Origin of the sequence: Microbulbifer sp. TB1203 (assembly GCF_030997045.1) — a bacterium.
GTDB lineage: Bacteria > Pseudomonadota > Gammaproteobacteria > Pseudomonadales > Cellvibrionaceae > Microbulbifer.
Genome location: NZ_CP116899.1, coordinates 1,909,604 through 1,924,564, shown reverse-complemented (window position 1 = coordinate 1,924,564; position 14,961 = coordinate 1,909,604). Strand labels below are relative to the sequence as shown.

16 protein-coding genes, 4 tRNA genes and 1 pseudogene are annotated in these 14,961 nt (G+C 59.4%); 17 read left to right on the top strand and 4 right to left on the bottom strand.

The genetic code is table 11. From position 1 onward, the window contains the following. Positions 1-37: 37 nt before the first annotated feature. On the top strand, positions 38-967 hold the full coding sequence (locus PP263_RS08225; protein ID WP_308367915.1) for a class I SAM-dependent methyltransferase: 930 nt from the start codon (positions 38-40) through the stop codon (positions 965-967). 97 nt (positions 968-1,064) lie between these two features. Here the strand turns inward: PP263_RS08225 and PP263_RS08220 are convergent, their stop codons facing one another. Together PP263_RS08220 and PP263_RS08215 are read right to left on the bottom strand one after the other, a co-directional pair. After that, positions 1,065-1,463 (bottom strand): hypothetical protein, encoded by a 399-nt coding sequence (locus PP263_RS08220; protein ID WP_308367914.1) that lies wholly within the window; start codon positions 1,461-1,463, stop codon positions 1,065-1,067. Then, positions 1,460-2,677, bottom strand: coding sequence for a pyridoxal phosphate-dependent aminotransferase (locus PP263_RS08215; RefSeq protein ID WP_308367913.1), 1,218 nt, complete (start codon positions 2,675-2,677; stop codon positions 1,460-1,462). The genes PP263_RS08220 and PP263_RS08215 overlap by 4 nt, the downstream gene beginning before the upstream one ends. Positions 2,678-2,807: 130 nt before the next feature. Here PP263_RS08215 and msrB point away from each other — a divergent pair, with 130 nt between their 5' ends. The 11 genes and pseudogenes from msrB (at position 2,808) to queF (ending at position 9,199) form a co-directional block, all read left to right on the top strand. Continuing rightward, on the top strand, positions 2,808-3,212 hold the full coding sequence (gene msrB / locus PP263_RS08210; RefSeq protein ID WP_308367912.1) for a peptide-methionine (R)-S-oxide reductase MsrB: 405 nt from the start codon (positions 2,808-2,810) through the stop codon (positions 3,210-3,212). Beyond that, positions 3,209-3,955, top strand: a complete 747-nt coding sequence (locus tag PP263_RS08205; RefSeq protein WP_308367911.1) for a DUF1499 domain-containing protein — start codon at positions 3,209-3,211, stop codon at positions 3,953-3,955. The genes msrB and PP263_RS08205 overlap by 4 nt, the downstream gene beginning before the upstream one ends. 160 nt (positions 3,956-4,115) lie before the next feature. Further along, positions 4,116-4,191 (top strand) — tRNA-Glu (locus PP263_RS08200). A gap of 1 nt (position 4,192) precedes the next feature. Then, a tRNA-Gly gene (locus PP263_RS08195) sits at positions 4,193-4,268 on the top strand. A 218-nt stretch (positions 4,269-4,486) separates the two neighbouring features. Then, positions 4,487-4,562 (top strand) — tRNA-Glu (locus tag PP263_RS08190). 41 nt (positions 4,563-4,603) lie between these two features. Then, positions 4,604-4,679, top strand: a tRNA-Gly gene (locus PP263_RS08185). Between the two features lie 200 nt (positions 4,680-4,879). Beyond that, positions 4,880-6,001, top strand: coding sequence for an IS110 family transposase (locus PP263_RS08180; protein WP_308367910.1), 1,122 nt, complete (start codon positions 4,880-4,882; stop codon positions 5,999-6,001). Positions 6,002-6,041: 40 nt separating this feature from the next. Next, positions 6,042-6,179: pseudogene (locus PP263_RS08175) on the top strand (IS110 family transposase); the annotation flags it as partial. A 432-nt stretch (positions 6,180-6,611) separates the two neighbouring features. Next, positions 6,612-7,547, top strand: coding sequence for an ABC transporter ATP-binding protein (locus tag PP263_RS08170; RefSeq protein WP_308367909.1), 936 nt, complete (start codon positions 6,612-6,614; stop codon positions 7,545-7,547). Next, complete coding sequence (locus PP263_RS08165; protein WP_308367908.1) at positions 7,547-8,320, top strand: ABC transporter permease; 774 nt, start codon at positions 7,547-7,549, stop codon at positions 8,318-8,320. The genes PP263_RS08170 and PP263_RS08165 overlap by 1 nt, the downstream gene beginning before the upstream one ends. A 48-nt stretch (positions 8,321-8,368) precedes the next feature. Beyond that, positions 8,369-9,199, top strand: a complete 831-nt coding sequence (queF, locus tag PP263_RS08160; protein WP_308367907.1) for an NADPH-dependent 7-cyano-7-deazaguanine reductase QueF — start codon at positions 8,369-8,371, stop codon at positions 9,197-9,199. Positions 9,200-9,455: 256 nt separating this feature from the next. Here queF and PP263_RS08155 read toward each other — a convergent pair whose 3' ends face one another. Then, positions 9,456-10,139 carry a response regulator gene (locus PP263_RS08155; protein WP_308367906.1) on the bottom strand — a complete coding sequence of 228 codons (684 nt, stop codon included), beginning with the start codon at positions 10,137-10,139 and terminating at the stop codon, positions 9,456-9,458. A 16-nt stretch (positions 10,140-10,155) separates the two neighbouring features. After that, positions 10,156-10,872, bottom strand: coding sequence for an ATP-binding protein (locus PP263_RS08150; protein ID WP_308367905.1), 717 nt, complete (start codon positions 10,870-10,872; stop codon positions 10,156-10,158). Positions 10,873-10,906: 34 nt separating this feature from the next. Between PP263_RS08150 and PP263_RS08145 the strand changes: the two genes are divergently transcribed. The 5 genes from PP263_RS08145 to PP263_RS08125 all read left to right on the top strand — a co-directional run bounded on the left by PP263_RS08145 (position 10,907) and on the right by PP263_RS08125 (position 14,916). Next, positions 10,907-11,161 carry a hypothetical protein gene (locus tag PP263_RS08145; RefSeq protein WP_308367904.1) on the top strand — a complete coding sequence of 85 codons (255 nt, stop codon included), beginning with the start codon at positions 10,907-10,909 and terminating at the stop codon, positions 11,159-11,161. 89 nt (positions 11,162-11,250) lie between these two features. Further along, a complete protein-coding gene (locus tag PP263_RS08140) occupies positions 11,251-11,532 on the top strand; it encodes a hypothetical protein (RefSeq protein ID WP_308367903.1) in 282 nt (93 codons plus the stop codon). 119 nt (positions 11,533-11,651) lie between these two features. Continuing rightward, the gene (locus PP263_RS08135) at positions 11,652-12,686 is read left to right on the top strand and encodes a helix-turn-helix domain-containing protein (protein ID WP_308367902.1); all 1,035 of its coding nucleotides are present in this window, start codon (positions 11,652-11,654) and stop codon (positions 12,684-12,686) included. A gap of 491 nt (positions 12,687-13,177) precedes the next feature. Then, positions 13,178-14,239: a POTRA domain-containing protein gene (locus tag PP263_RS08130; RefSeq protein WP_308367901.1), complete on the top strand. Its 1,062-nt coding sequence runs from the start codon at positions 13,178-13,180 to the stop codon at positions 14,237-14,239. A 281-nt stretch (positions 14,240-14,520) separates the two neighbouring features. Then, positions 14,521-14,916 carry a hypothetical protein gene (locus PP263_RS08125; protein ID WP_308367900.1) on the top strand — a complete coding sequence of 132 codons (396 nt, stop codon included), beginning with the start codon at positions 14,521-14,523 and terminating at the stop codon, positions 14,914-14,916. Positions 14,917-14,961 lie beyond the last annotated feature (45 nt).

Sequence of the window (14,961 nt, the reverse complement as noted above, 5' to 3'; positions counted from 1 at the left end):
CCCCGCCGCTCCTACAGCGCGATGGTGGGAAGAGATAATGTATAGGAACAGCCTGCTGGAAGAGGTGGGAGCAAAGCTGGCGGAGGCGGGCGCGGACAGCCGGCGCCTGTTTCACGGCCGCGGCCGTTGTTATCCGGGGCTGGAGCAGGTTTGCGTGGACAGTTTTTCCCCGGCGCTGCTGGTTACCTTTTTCGAAGAACAGGAGAGGGAGGCGGAGCTGTGCGAGCGGCTCTGGCAACTGGCTGAGCCCCGAGGCTATCTCGGCCTGGCAACGCAGCGACGCTACCTGCCGGGCGCACCGGTGGACTGGCCCTGCGGCCAGCCGGTGATGGAACCGGTGGCGCGCCGCGGCGATCTCAAATTTCCGCTGACCTTCGCGCGGCAGAATGTGGGCTTTTTCCTCGATATCGAACCCGGACGCCGCTGGCTGGAGCAGCGGGTACGGGAGCGCGCCGGCGGGGAAGGCGGCCTCAAACTGCTCAACCTGTTCGCCTTCACCTGCGCCTTTTCCGCGGTGGCGCGCGCCGCCGGCGAAGTGGAGGTGGTGAATATCGATGTGAACGGCGGTGTGCTCAAGCGCGGCCGGGAAAATCACCTGTTCAACAAGCTGCCTTTGAAGGGGATCAAATTTCTGCAGTTGGATGCCCTGCGCGAATTCAACCGCTTCGACCGCCGCGGTCCCTTCCAACTGGCGGTCGTCGATCCGCCCACACGGCAGAAGGGCCGCTTCGACGTGAGTGAGAATTACGAAAAACTATTGAAGCAACTGCCCGGTTGCCTGGCGCAGGAGGCGGACCTGCTGGTGGTGCTCAACTCGCCGCGTCACAGCGAAGCGCATTTCCGCGAGTTGATCGGGCGGGCGGACAGCCGCTATGAGGTGGTGGAGCGCCTGCCGCAGAATCCGGATTTTCCCGACAGCGACCCGGATGCGGCCTTGAAGATGCTGCACGTCAAATTCCGCAAATAACGTCCGCAGCACTTTCTCTGTAGGAGCGGGCCATGCCCGCGATCAGTGCCAGATCAAGCATCGATCGCGGGCATGGCGGATGGCCGCCCCGCCGCTCCTACTGGGTGTGAAACTCCCGCATCAAATGCTCCATCAGTTCCTGCAACTGCGGCGAGGAACCGTTGCGCAGGGTATCGTGCAGCAACTGTGCATTGCTCTGGCCGCCGCCGTCCCGGCTGACCAGCAGCAAAAATCCCCGATGGCTCAGCACCGCTTCCTCCACCGCCTCCTGGCGCACCAACTGGGAGAAGTGGATATAGCCATACTGCTTCAGCCAGCTGATCGCCCCGAGGCAGGCCAGGTGCCGGGGGGAGTGCAGCCCGAACTCGTCCGGGGTGTCCGGGCCGGCGATGTCCTCCACATAGACGGTGGCCGGGGCGGGGAACTGGTTGTACAGCGCCAGCAGTATCCGCCCGGCATCTTTGTAGAAGTCGTGGATATGCAGATCGTCCATCATCGGGCTGAGTAGCGCTCCAGGAATTCCCCCAGGCGGCCGATGGCGTGGGACAGGTCGTCGACCCGGGGGAGGAAGACGATGCGCAGGTGGTCCGGTGCGTCCCAGTGGAAGGCGCTGCCCTGTACCAGCAGGATTTTTTCCTGGCGCAGGAATTCCAGTACGAAGTGTTCGTCGTCGTCGATGCGGTGCCTGTCCAGGTGCAGTTTCGGGAACAGGTAAATGGCCCCGCTGGGTTTGACGCAGCTGACCCCGGGGATATCGTTCAGCATCTGGCAGGCCAGGTCCCGCTGCTCTCGCAGGCGGCCGCCGGGGAGCACCAGGTCCCTGATGCTCTGGTAGCCGCCGAGGGCCGTCTGCACCGCGAACATCGCCGGTACATTGCCGCACAGGCGCATGGAGGAGAGGATATCCATGCCCTCCACGAAGCCGCGGGCGCGGTGCTTGGCGCCACTGACAATCATCCAGCCGGAGCGGAAGCCCGCCAGCCGGTAGGACTTGGAGAGACCGTTGAAGCTCAGGCAGAGCACATCCTCCGCCAGTTTGGCCAGGGGGGTGAACTCCGCGTCGTCGTAGAGGATCTTGCTGTAGATCTCGTCGGCGAAGATCACCAGGTCGTGCACCCGTGCGAGTTCTACAATTTCCTCCAGCAGCGCGCGGGGATACACGGCGCCGGTGGGATTGTTGGGATTGATGACCACGATGCCGCGGGTGCGTGGGGTGATCTTGGCCTTGATATCGTCGATATCCGGCAGCCAGTCCGCCTGTTCGTCGCAGCGGTAGAGTACCGGGTGTGCGCCGGTGAGGTTGGTGGCGGCCATCCACAGGGGATAGTTGGGCATCGGCAGCAGCAGTTCGTCGCCGTTGTTGAGCAGTGCCTGGGTGGCCATGGAAATCAGCTCGGAGACGCCGTTGCCGAGGTAGATATCGTCGATATCCACACCCTCGATGCCCAGGGTCTGGCACTCCTGCATAATGGCCTTGCGGGCGGCGAACAGGCCCTTGGATTCCACGTAGCCCTGGGCCTGGGACAGGTTGTGGATCACATCCTGGATAATCTCATCCGGGGCGTCGAAACCGAAGGGGGCCGGATTGCCGATATTCAGCTTGAAGATGCGGTGGCCCTCTTCCTCCATGCGGTAGGCCGCCTCCATGACCGGGCCGCGGATTTCGTAGCAGACGCCGTGCAGCTTTTCCGATTTGAGAATGTCCTTCATGATGGCTGTGGTAACCCTAAAGCGGTTTCCCTGTAGGAGCGGCCCATGGCCGCGATCTGTGGTTCTGACGAAGTCCGATCGCGGCCATGGGCCGCTCCTACAAAAAGGATGGGTGGAAAAGGAGCAGAGTATGTCAAAAGAAAAAGGCGATAACTACTGGCGCGACAAGCTTTCACCGGAAGAATTTCAGGTGTGTCGCGAGGCCGGCACGGAGCGGCCGTTTTCCGGTGAGTACTGGGATCTCTTCGAGGACGGCAGCTATCGCTGCCGCTGTTGCGGCGAGGTGTTGTTCGAGTCCGAATCCAAGTTCGATGCCGGTTGCGGCTGGCCCAGCTTCGACGCGGAAGCCCGCCAGGGCGTGGTGGAAGAGCGGGTGGACAACACCCTGGGAATGCAGCGCACGGAAATCGTCTGTGCCAACTGCGGCTGCCATCTGGGGCATGTATTTCCAGACGGCCCCACAGAGACGGGATTGCGTTACTGTGTAAACTCGCTATCGGTAAAATTCGACCCCGATCAGGGAGAGGAAAAATGACAGAGGGACACTGGAGCCGCTGGCTGGTGGGCATTCAGGTGCTGCTGCTGACGATCATCCTTCTTGCGGGCCTGGCCCTGCGCCTGGAACTGGTGCACTTCCGCCTGGTGTTCCAGGTATTCAGGTACGCCGGCCTGGCGGCACTGGCGGTGGCGCTGCTGTGCATGCCGGTGTTTATCTGGGGGCTGGTAAAGCGACACCCGGAGAGCCGTCGCGCGGCGCTCTGGGGCATGGTGCTGGGGCTGTTGCCGGTGGCGGTACCGCTGCTCACCGTGGGCAAGAACAACTTCGAGGTGCCGCCGATCCACGATATCACCACCGATACCAGGGACCCGCCCCGGTATGAACAGGTGCTGTCCCTGCGCGAGGAGGGCGACAACAGCGCCGAATACGCCGGGGAGCCGGTGGCGAACCAGCAGCGCGAGGCAGATATCTACTCGGATATCCAGCCGCTGCAACTGGCCCTGCCGGTGGAACAGGCCACCCAACTGGCGGCCGACGTGGCCGGAGACATGGGCTGGCGGGTGGTGGCGCAGGACAACCGTCGCGGCCACCTGGAAGCGGTGGACAGGACCCCGTTGCTGGGATTCCGGGACGATATAGTGGTACGGGTACGGGCGGAAGGAGAGGGTAGCCGGGTGGATGTGCGCTCCAGCTCCCGTGTGGGCAAGAGCGACCTGGGAACCAATGCCAAACGCATTCGGGAGTTTCTCTCGGAGATGGAGGGCCGGGGCAAATCCTAGGTCGGAGTGAAGCGGGTAAGTGCCTGACTTAGAAAGAAAAAAATACAGCAAAAGTTATCCCGCGGGTGTTGACAGCCCCGGGGGTGCTACATAGAATGCGCCCCACTTCTGACGCAGTGCTGATCTTTCAGACGCCAGCCGGGCGGCAGAGGAGTTCCGGGTCCCCTTCGTCTAGAGGCCTAGGACACCGCCCTTTCACGGCGGTAACAGGGGTTCGACTCCCCTAGGGGACGCCATGCGGGAATAGCTCAGTTGGTAGAGCGCAACCTTGCCAAGGTTGAGGTCGCCGGTTCGAACCCGGTTTCCCGCTCCATATACCTACGTTTTGTTAAAAAACATCCATGTTTTTTTAACAAAACGTCGCAGCGAAAAAGCTGGCGCAAAAATGTGATTTTGCTGGTTTTTCGCTGCTCGCGCCGGCAAGCCGGCGGCGGTGCATCCATGCACCGCAGAGTGCCACTGAGATATCTAGTGGCGATGCCATCGACAGTGTGGCAGCATTGGCCCTGATGGACCAAGTGCAAGTTTTCTGTCCCCATCGTCTAGAGGCCTAGGACACCGCCCTTTCACGGCGGTAACAGGGGTTCGACTCCCCTTGGGGATGCCATATTCGAAGGGTCACTGCAGGTGATCCGAGAAGACAGTCAGGCGGGAATAGCTCAGTTGGTAGAGCGCAACCTTGCCAAGGTTGAGGTCGCCGGTTCGAGCCCGGTTTCCCGCTCCAAATAAAAAAGCCGCTCAATCGAGCGGCTTTTTTTTGCGCAATTTTCTGAATCCGCCGGACGAACACAAGGTTCGCCCTACAGATGCCTGCATTGTCTCCCTGTAGACATCATGGATTGACCTGCCCAGCCTCGACATCGTGGGTTATGTTTGGAGGCTGGAAAGAACCCTAAACACAGAGCCACATCGAGGGGGCAGGTCATGCAAGAGTTTAACAATATCTACGTCGGTTTGGATGTTCACAAGAACAGTATTGCGGTTGCGGTGGCCCGGGAAGGGCGGGACAACCCGGAGTACTTGGGAGAAATTGCGCACGACAGCACCTCTATCCGCAAGCTGCTCAAGCGCTTGAGCCCCAATGGTGAGGTACTGAACGTCTGTTATGAAGCGGGCCCCACCGGCTACGGGCTGTATCGCGAGCTGACCAACCGGGGCCATGAGTGCGACGTGGTAGCGCCATCGCTGATCCCCCGCAAGCCGGGGGAGCGGCTAAAGACGGATCGCCGGGATGCCCAGATGCTGGCGCGCCTGCACAGAGCTGGAGAGCTGACCCCGGTGTGGGTACCGGACCAGGAACAGGAAGCCATACGCGATCTGACCCGTGCGCGGGAGGACATGAAGGCGATAGAGCTGAAATCCCGCCAGCGACTGGGCGCCTTCCTGCTCCGGCACGGTAAGGTTTACCAGGGGAAGAGCCGCTGGACCCAGGCCCATTGGCGCTGGCTGGAGGAAGTGAAGTTTGACAGTCCCGTCCAGCAGATCGTCTTGCAGGAGTACGTCGATGCGGTCAGTGCGGCTCAGCAGCGGGTAGAAGACCTGGAGAAGGTCATGCGCGAGGCGCTGCAAGGTTGGACATTGCAGCCGGTGGCGGAAGGCCTGATGGCCCTGCGTGGTGTCGACGTGGTTACCGCGATGACGATCCTGGCGGAGCTGGGAGACATCACCCGCTTCGACTCCCCACGGGAACTGATGGCCTATCTTGGCGTGGTACCCAGCGAACACTCCAGCGGGGAGAGTCGTCGCCAGGGCGGCATCACCCGCACGGGCAACGGCCACGTGCGGCGGGTACTGGTGGAATCAGCGCACAGCTACCGCTACCCGGCGCGCAAGACACGCTGTATCCAGCGGCGGGCCGAGAAGACCTCAGACCGGGTGCAAGCCATAGCTTGGGAGAGCCAGAAGCGCTTGTGTGGGCGTTCAGGCTGTAGAAAAACTCGAGCACTTCTTGAAGTGGCAAAGTTTTCGTGCGGAGAGTGCTCTGAAATGCTTTTCGCCATACAAAACAGGTCCAGAATTCACGTAGGAGCGCGATTTTCTGGGTAAAATATAACCAGAACGAAAGGCCGGAGTTTTTCTACAGCCTCGTTACCAGAAGCTGCTGCAGGCCGGCAAATTGAAGAACGTGGTCGTCACAGCGATAGCCCGCGAGCTGGCGGGTTTTATCTGGGCGATCGCCTGTGAAGTAGCCGGCAAGCCGCACGGCAGCAAGGTTGTGGCATGAACTGTTGTCAGTGGCTTCGGGTCAGGGCATGGGAGGCCGGTGAGGAGAACCCTAGAGGCTCCTATGTGGCGCCCTTCGAGCCCGGAGGGTGACCCACGACAGTAGAGAAAGGCAGCTCCGCGACGAAGTGAAGTCAGGTCGGTAACCAACCCACGCATATCAGAATGATCCACCGTCGCAAACAGCCTTTCATGTCCTGACCCGAAGCCACTGACAGAGAGGAACAACGGAAAATGCAGTGCCAATAGTTGACAGGTCAATCCATATCAGGAGCCTGCTTGCAGGCGAAAGGAGCAGGGCTCCGTAGTGATTCGCTTGCAAGCAAGCTCCTACAGGGTGCCCGATTCACCCTTGGCGTTTCCCGCAAACTTTGTCCGGTTGAAATATGCCGGCCATGGGCGTTGAATAGGCGCTCAATTCCAGGAGGCAGTAATGACAGCCGCGCTCTCCATCCGCAATCTGCAAAAAACCTACGACAATGGCTTTCGGGCGCTGAACGGCATCAGCTTCGAGGTGCAGCCGGGGGACTTTTTCGCTCTGCTGGGCCCCAATGGCGCCGGCAAGTCCACCACCATCGGTATTATCTGCTCGCTGGTGCGCAAGACCGCGGGCCAGGTGTCTATCTTCGGTATCGATATCGACGAGAATTTTCCCGCGGCCAAACAGCTGCTGGGCGTGGTGCCCCAGGAGTTCAATTTCAGCCAGTTCGAGAAGGTCTACGATATCGTCGTTACCCAGGGTGGTTTCTACGGCATGCCGCGCAAGCTGGCGGAGGAGCGCACGGAAAAATATCTCAAGCAGCTGGGGCTGTGGGACAAACGCGGCACCCAGGCACGTATGCTCTCCGGCGGCATGAAGCGCCGGCTGATGATCGCGCGGGCGCTGATTCACGAGCCCAAACTGCTGATTCTCGACGAGCCCACCGCCGGTGTGGATATCGAACTGCGCCGCTCCATGTGGACTTTTTTACAGGAGATCAACCGGGAGGGCACAACGATTATCCTCACCACCCACTACCTGGAGGAGGCGGAGAGCCTGTGCCGCAATATCGCCATAATCGACAAGGGCGATATCGTGGAGAACACCTCGATCAAATCACTGCTGAAAACCCTGAATAAGGAAGTCTTTATTCTCGATTCCCGCGATACCCTGAATGAGTGCCCGGCCTTGAAAGGCTTCGAGGGGCGCCTGCTGGACGATCACAGCCTGGAGGTGACGGTGGAGAAGGGGCAGTCGCTTACCGAGCTGTTCGCCGCACTCGGGGAGCAGGGCATCAGCATCGTCAGTATGCGCAACCGCGCCAACCGCCTGGAGGAGTTGTTTGTCTCCCTGCTCGCGGAAAACAAGCAGCTTGAGGGGGAAGAGTAGTGAACACCAACGCCGTCTGGACTTCCTTTTCGACCATTATCCGACGGGAGGTGCGCCGCTTTATGCGCATCTGGCCGCAGACCCTGGTGCCGCCGGTGATCACCATGTCACTCTACTTCGTGATTTTCGGCTCGTTGATCGGCAGCCGCATCGGTGAGATGGGCGGCTATTCCTATATGGAGTTTGTGGTGCCGGGCCTGATCATGATGGCGGTGATCACCAACTCCTACGCCAATGTGGTGTCCTCCTTCTACAGCGCCAAATTCCAGCGCAACGTGGAGGAGCTGCTGGTTTCGCCCACCCCGAACTGGGTGATCCTGGCCGGATATGTGCTGGGGAGCGTCACCCGGGGCCTGATCGTGGGGCTGGTGGTAACACTGATCGCACTGTCTTTTACCTCGCTGAGCGTGCAGCATATCGGTATCACCATCGCCATCGTGCTGCTGACGGCGGTACTGTTTTCCCTGGCGGGGTTTATCAACGCCATCTTCGCCAACAGCTTTGACGATATCTCCATTATCCCGACCTTTGTGCTGACGCCGCTGACCTATCTCGGCGGGGTTTTCTATTCCATAGAGTTGCTGTCACCTTTCTGGCAGGGGCTGTCCAAGCTCAACCCGATTTTGTATATGGTCAACGCTTTCCGCTACGGCGTGCTGGGCGTGTCCGATATCAATGTGGTCTGGGCTTTTGCCGGTGTACTCTCATTTATCGTCCTGCTGTTTGCCTGGGGGCTGCACCTGATGACCCACGGCAAGCGTTTGCGACATTAACTTTTTCGCTTGCAGGCAGGCGAAAAACCACGGAGTTCAAGAAATCCTATGAACCGTGAAGACTGGAAAGATCTTCCCCTCGGCCGGGAAACCCGCTACGAGTCCACCTATAACCCGCAGTTGCTGTTTCCCATCAATCGCTCGATCTCCCGTGCGCACCTTGGGCTGGGCGACAGCGAGCTGCCGTTCTGCGGCGTGGACGAGTGGTGGGGCTTCGAACTCTCCTGGCTCGATCCCAAAGGAAAGCCACAGGTGGCCGTCGGACGCTTTACCTTCCCTGCGCAGAGCCCGGCGATGGTGGAATCCAAGTCGTTCAAACTGTACCTGAATTCGTTCAACCAGACACCGTTCGACTCCTGGAATGTGGTGCAGGAAATTCTGGCAAAGGACCTGAGTGCCGTTTCCGGCGCCGAGGTGTCAGTGGCGCTGTACCAGGTGGAGGAAACTGCACTGGCGGTGGAAAAACCCCAGGGCTTTTGTCTCGACCAACTGGATATCGCCATTCACCACTACCAGCCCGACGCGGCGCTGCTGAATCTGGAGGAGAGCCGCGGCCAGGTGAGTGAAACCCTCTACAGCCACCTTCTGCGCAGCAACTGCCCGGTTACCGGCCAGCCGGACTGGGCAACGGTCTGCGTGGAGTACAAAGGCACCGCCCTGGACCGGGAAGCGCTGCTGGCCTATATCATTTCCTTCCGCGAGCACCAGGACTTCCACGAGCACTGCGTGGAACGGATCTTCTGCGACCTGCAGCGACTGACCAGTTTCAAGGAGTTGACCGTCTGTGCGCGCTATACGCGCAGGGGAGGGCTGGATATCAACCCGTTGCGCAGCACTCTCCCGGACAAAAAGCTGCCGCCAAGATTTAGCCGTCAGTAAGTGAAAAGGTAAGTGTCACACTGGAATAAACCCTGAAGGCAGGCCGTGTGTGCGCCCAGCGGCGGTCACCGGGCGCGCGCAGTAGTTTTTCAGAGATTCTTTAGGCACCTCTAAAATCCGCTTCGTAGGGTGCGCCGTGCGCACCGATACCGCCAGAGCCCGCACTAGGGCGGGTTGGTGCGCACGGCGCACCCTACGCTGGTTGGGAAATTGGCACAGCTCCGCTGTGCTGCATCCTGCAGAAATCATCCACTGCTCAATCTTCCCACTTGTATCCCATCGCATAAATGGAGTGAATCAACTCCACCTCCGGCACCACACTGGCAATTTTCTTGCGGATAGATTTGATATGGGTATCGATGCTGCGCTCGGTCACGGCGCGGTAGTCGCTGTACGCCAGGTCCAGTAACTGGCTGCGGGTGTAGATGCGCCCCTTGTGGTCGTAGAGCGGGCGGAGAATGCGATATTCCGTAGCGGTCAACTCCACCGGCTGACCCATCAGCAGCAGGCGATTGTCGTTTTCCAACAGCAGCGCCCGGGGCTCACCCGCCTCCGGGCCCTGGGCTTCAAACTCTATCCGCCGCAGCAGCGCCGCCACCCGGGCGGCGACGTTTTTCAGGTTGAACGGCTTGCAGATATAGTCGTCTGCGCCCAGCTCCAACCCCAGTAACTGGTCCACTTCCTCCACTCTGGCGGTGAGCATGATGATGGGCATGGTAGAGCGCTCGCGCACCGCGCGGCACACTTCCATACCGTCCATGCCCGGCAACATCACATCCAGCAGCATCACGTCGGCGCGGTTGTTTTCCAGCCAGTCCAGCACCAAGTCACCGCGGTCCAGCAGGGCGCACTTATAGCCCTGGGCCTGCAGGAAATTTTTCAGCAGTCGGGCCACCTTGGCCTCGTCCTCGACGATCAGCAGTCGTGCGCCTTCAGTCATAAACCCTTCTCCCCTGTCAGGTCATCAACGGTAGACGGCAGGTGATCGCCAGTCCGCCCAGTTCGCTGTGTCCGGCTTCAATGACGCCGTTCTGTGCCTCGACGATACTTTTGCAGATGGACAGCCCCAGGCCCGATCCGCCCGTTGCACGGTTGCGTGAACTCTCGACCCGGTACAGCCGCTCGAACAGTTTCGGCAGGCTCTCCGCCGGCACGCCGGGGGCGCTGTCCTGCCAGCACAGAACCAGTTCCCGTTCGTCCTGATACAGCGAGAGTTGCACCTTGCCGTCTGCATCCGTGTAGCGCCGGCTGTTCTGCAGCAGGTTGTCCAGCAGTTGCTTGAGACGGCTTTTGTCGGCAAACAGGCTGAGTTTTTCATCCAGTTCTATATCCGGTTCCAGGCTGAGGCCGTGGGGTTCCAACTGGCCTGCGGCCTTGTGGGCATAGTCGTCGAAGAAGCGCCGCGCCGGTATGCGTTCGCGCTGGAAGGACAGGCCGCCCAGGTCCGATTGGGTCAACGTGCGCAGGTCGTTGATCAGGGTATTCAACTGATGGATTTCCTCGCCCATGGACTCGAGCATGTTACTGTCGAGGTGGCGGCGATGGAGCTGTTCGGTGATACCGCCGAGACCGGAGCGCACCGCAAGGTAGCCACTGGCATAGATGGCTGCGGCGGCAATCAGGGTTACCCCGAGTATCGTTGCCATCAGTTTGTGGGAGATTTTCTTAAGCATAGGGGGTGGCCAGTATGTGGAGCACTATAAGGTTGTGACGTCTTCCACCAGCCTGAACTGCTGGTCCCGGCGGGCCACGGAAGTGATTTTGCCCTTTGTCACCCCGGATGAAAAAGGCGCCTTATTACCAATCCTCAAATTTTCCTCAAATTTGCCTGATAGCCTCTACAAAAATGTAAACCTGTACGAGGAATGGGCTATGTCCTGGGAAGATTGGTATAAAAAATCATCATTGTTGCTTCTGCTGACTAGCTTGGCGACGACGGTTTCGTCCATTCTCCCTCGATGATTTTGCCGCCACGGCTAACCGATCATGGGTATAATCCGCCTGGGTGGAGCGGGATTGCTCCGCCGGTTCGGAAAGCGGTTGCGGCGCCGATGGCGAGCGCAGCCGCCAAGTTGGTGGACCCGGACACTGACAGGGCTGCCACCTCCACGTCTGGCCACTCCATCGGCGCTGACAGCGGCGTCCACTTCAAGGATTACCACTACGACACCGGCCTCACGGCCCAGGGTAACGGCGACCTGGATGAGCTCAACGGCCACGCTCTTCGCGCCTGGAGCGCGACGGCAAACAGAGACTTGCCAGCAGTTTTGTCGACCTGGATGCCCCGGAACTGGTGCTGCACAGTTTCAGCAGCTCGCCGCCGTGATAGATAAATCGATGACTACTGCATGGCATGGGTCAGCAGGCGGCACCGGTAGCCGGTGTCGCCAGCTGGCCGACGGGCTAGTGAAAACAATAAAACGATAAAAACTATAAAAGAGAAGAAGTTCAATTGAGCGAAAAAATTCCTCATTCCCGATTTGACACCCACGGGATGACCCCGAAAGAAACGTTGACGGCCTGGTATGAAAGCATCGATGTGATGTTTGATGCGCGCGTGAATGATGTGTCGGGCGAGGCATTCCAGGCGTCCATAGATGCCTACATGTTGGGTGACCTCATGCTGGCCAGCGCGCATGTCGGTGCCCAGAGCTATGAGCGTTCCAACCTGCGCATCGGCCGCGATGGGGTTGATCATTATCTGCTGCAATTTTACCTGACGGGAGGGGTTGCACGGCGCGATAATAAAGGCGAAATAAACAGCACTCAACCTGGCGATCTCTGGATCACCGATCTGGCGCAACCGCTTTCGAGTCTTGCGGCGCGCTCCGACGCAATCAACCTGATCATACCGCGCCGTCTCCTGTCTCCTTCGCTCGAGGCGCCGGACATTCACTCTATGCGCATTCTTTCCGGTCAGAAACCTCTTGTGGCCTTGCTGCGTAGCCATTTACAGGCACTGATGGAGCAGGCAGCGTCCATGACCATTGAAGATGCCCGGGCGGTGATCTCGCCGACGCTGGGGCTCGCCGCTGCCGCGCTCAATGGCTGCACCGATAGGGAAGAGACAATCCTGGGCGTGGAAAACGCGCTCCTCAATACCATTTGCCGTCATGTAAAGGGGGCGTTGCCGAACGCGGATATTACCGCTGAGCAGGTGGCCGGACAGTTCGGAATCTCCCTGCGTAAACTCAGCTACCTGTTTGAATCCTTCGGAGGATTTGCATCATGGCTGCGCAGGCAGCGCCTGGCACTTGTTCGCGAGGCACTGACCGATCCGGTACAGAGGCATCGCACGATCGAAGAGATCGCCGAGGCACACTGCTTTAGCCACAAGGCCAATCTCGGGCGGGCATTTCGCGCGCTTTACGGTATGACGCCGGGACAGGTACGCGCCCTGGCGCGGGAGCGGCTGGCGGAGGCGGGCATTCGGGATGTGGACGTTCGCGCGGGCAGTGAATGGCGGCATTGGATCGCAAAAATGTGATTCCCCGTCTTCGGATATGACCAGTACGGCCAGAAGGGTCTGCGCAAACTGACTACCGGAAGACCGGAAATTTGCGCGTATTGATAATAATCGCCTGTATCCGCTTGATTCTATTGTGTTGAAACGCTCGTTGACGCTACTGTGGCGCGCGTTTTTAACTCAAGGCGCCAGCGGACGGCGAGCCGTGATACTTGGCGCAGCTGCTATACGTGGCGCGGGGAAGACCGTGCGCCGGCCTTCTCCTGTTGCACCGGCCGGTGGGCGAAAATTGATCCTCAAATTTCCCCCACATTTGGGCGCTACCCTTGTCATCTCTATCTGGCCAGAGAACGGAAGAAAACTGAGATATATCCGAAATTCCGCATACTCGACGGAACGATTGTGCGGGCGATAAAAAGTTCGGGGCCTTTTTTTGGGGGGAGATTTTTGTGGAACGTGGTTTATCTGGGAAGCTTCATCTCTGTGGGCTCTTTGCGGGGGCACTTGTTTGTATGCCCGCTTTGGTGTCTGCGCAGGTTCAACAAGACGCGGGATCTTTGCTGCGCGAACAGGAGCGGGCAAGGGAGCTGGAGCGCCTGGAAAACCGGATTCCCCAACCGGACGAAACACCGGACAAAGCGCCCGCAGTAGAGTCCGAAACCGGCGAAACCGTCCTGGTCAAGGAAATCCGCTATACCGGCAAGGTAGAACTTCTCGCCGAAGCCGGAGGTGCGGGCTCTGTGGAGGTGGAGGGCCTCAGGCTCGGGGTTGCCGGGTTGCAGGCACTGGCTGACCGTATTACCTATACGCTTCAGCAACAGGGTTTTCTTCTGGCCCGCGCCGTCCTGCCCCCCCAGGACATCACCAACGGCGTGATCACCATCGAAATCATCGAAGGGCTGATCGAGAAAGTCGAATTCGCCCCGGGTACCGGCGTCCGCATCCGCAACCGGGTTTTGCGCGGCATGATTCAAGGTCGTGTCACGTCCGATCACCTGACCAGGCGAGACCTGGAAGAAACCCTGTTGCGGTTAAACGACCTGCCCGGTGTAAGCACCAGGGCGCGCCTGCAAGCGGGCGATAGCCCCAATACCAGTCGTCTGATCATTGATGTCGAGCAGGCGCCGGTCTTTGGCGCGGCGCTATCGGCGGACAATCACGGTAGCCACAGCACCGGCCGTGCGCAGCAAACCGGTCTGCTCAGCCTGGCCGATATTTCCGGCTTTGGCGACGACACCCGTGTGCAGGTCCTCGCCTCCGAAGGCATGCGCTACGGCCGCCTCGGTTTCGACATGCCGCTATTCATCGGCGGACCGAAGGCGCACCTTGACCTCAGTACGCTCACCTACGAAAACATCGACGATACCGGTCGCGAGCTCGAGCTCGAAGGCAAGGCACAGCGGGCGAGCGCCGGCCTTGACTACGCCCTGGTTCGCACGCGCGATCTCACCTTGCGTATCGGCGGCGATTTCGAATGGCAGGCACTCACCGACGACAGCATCGTCGGACGGCTGCACGACAAAAGGATAAAGTTGTGGGTCCGTACAAAAAACACTCAGAAACAGGTGTTTTGATCAGCGTCTGCCCTGGTGGTCACGAAAAGGCGGGATACAGCTCCAGTTCCTCAAATTTCCCTCAAATTTCGCTGTTACTTTTCTCACCGTAAAAGCGCTGCCCTGGAAACCCGAAGCTTCTGATTAGTTATTGAGCATTTAAAGAAGCAATTCCAGTTCTTGAGGGTTTTGGTACTCCTTTTTCGTAATTACTTATCAGTGAAAGGATTGACTGTCGGGCAGGCTGAAAGCCCCAAGGGATCATACCCAAACTCAATTTGACAGATGTACAGAAAATGATCATGACCAATGTTGCAGCCCTGGAAGTTCCCGCAGCCAATCCAGTGCCAAAAATTTCCCTGCGCTTCTACCGCGACGAGATTTCGGGCCTGAACCTCTATATCCACGTGGTGGACTTCCAGATGGGGCCGCCGGAGCTGGCTATGAAGGGGCGACGGCCGACAGGGCACGGCCACCTCTACATCAACGGCAGAAAAGTGCGGCGGGTCTACGGCCCCCACCAGCACCTGCCTGACGGACTGTTCAAACCGGGCGTCAACCTGGTGATGGTTTCGCTGAACGATCACGACCAGCGCGCCTGGAGACGCGATGGTTTGCAGATACAGGCCAGCAGTTTCCTGGACCTGGAGGCACAGGAACTGGTGCTGCACAGCTTCAGCAGCTCGCCGCCGCACTGATCGTGGAGCGCGGCGCATTTGTTCAAGATTCAACTAACTCAAGGG

Excerpts from the sequence above, each read along its gene's own strand:
- PP263_RS08225 (WP_308367915.1), top strand. The coding sequence starts at position 38 with ATGTATAGGAACAGCCTGCTGGAAGAGGTGGGAGCAAAGCTGGCGGAG.
- PP263_RS08220 (WP_308367914.1), bottom strand. The coding sequence starts at position 1,463 with ATGATGGACGATCTGCATATCCACGACTTCTACAAAGATGCCGGGCGG.
- PP263_RS08215 (WP_308367913.1), bottom strand. The coding sequence starts at position 2,677 with ATGAAGGACATTCTCAAATCGGAAAAGCTGCACGGCGTCTGCTACGAA.
- msrB (WP_308367912.1), top strand. The coding sequence starts at position 2,808 with ATGTCAAAAGAAAAAGGCGATAACTACTGGCGCGACAAGCTTTCACCG.
- PP263_RS08205 (WP_308367911.1), top strand. The coding sequence starts at position 3,209 with ATGACAGAGGGACACTGGAGCCGCTGGCTGGTGGGCATTCAGGTGCTG.
- PP263_RS08180 (WP_308367910.1), top strand. The coding sequence starts at position 4,880 with ATGCAAGAGTTTAACAATATCTACGTCGGTTTGGATGTTCACAAGAAC.
- PP263_RS08170 (WP_308367909.1), top strand. The coding sequence starts at position 6,612 with ATGACAGCCGCGCTCTCCATCCGCAATCTGCAAAAAACCTACGACAAT.
- queF (WP_308367907.1), top strand. The coding sequence starts at position 8,369 with ATGAACCGTGAAGACTGGAAAGATCTTCCCCTCGGCCGGGAAACCCGC.
- PP263_RS08155 (WP_308367906.1), bottom strand. The coding sequence starts at position 10,139 with ATGACTGAAGGCGCACGACTGCTGATCGTCGAGGACGAGGCCAAGGTG.
- PP263_RS08150 (WP_308367905.1), bottom strand. The coding sequence starts at position 10,872 with ATGCTTAAGAAAATCTCCCACAAACTGATGGCAACGATACTCGGGGTA.
- PP263_RS08140 (WP_308367903.1), top strand. The coding sequence starts at position 11,251 with ATGGCGAGCGCAGCCGCCAAGTTGGTGGACCCGGACACTGACAGGGCT.
- PP263_RS08130 (WP_308367901.1), top strand. The coding sequence starts at position 13,178 with ATGCCCGCTTTGGTGTCTGCGCAGGTTCAACAAGACGCGGGATCTTTG.
- PP263_RS08125 (WP_308367900.1), top strand. The coding sequence starts at position 14,521 with ATGACCAATGTTGCAGCCCTGGAAGTTCCCGCAGCCAATCCAGTGCCA.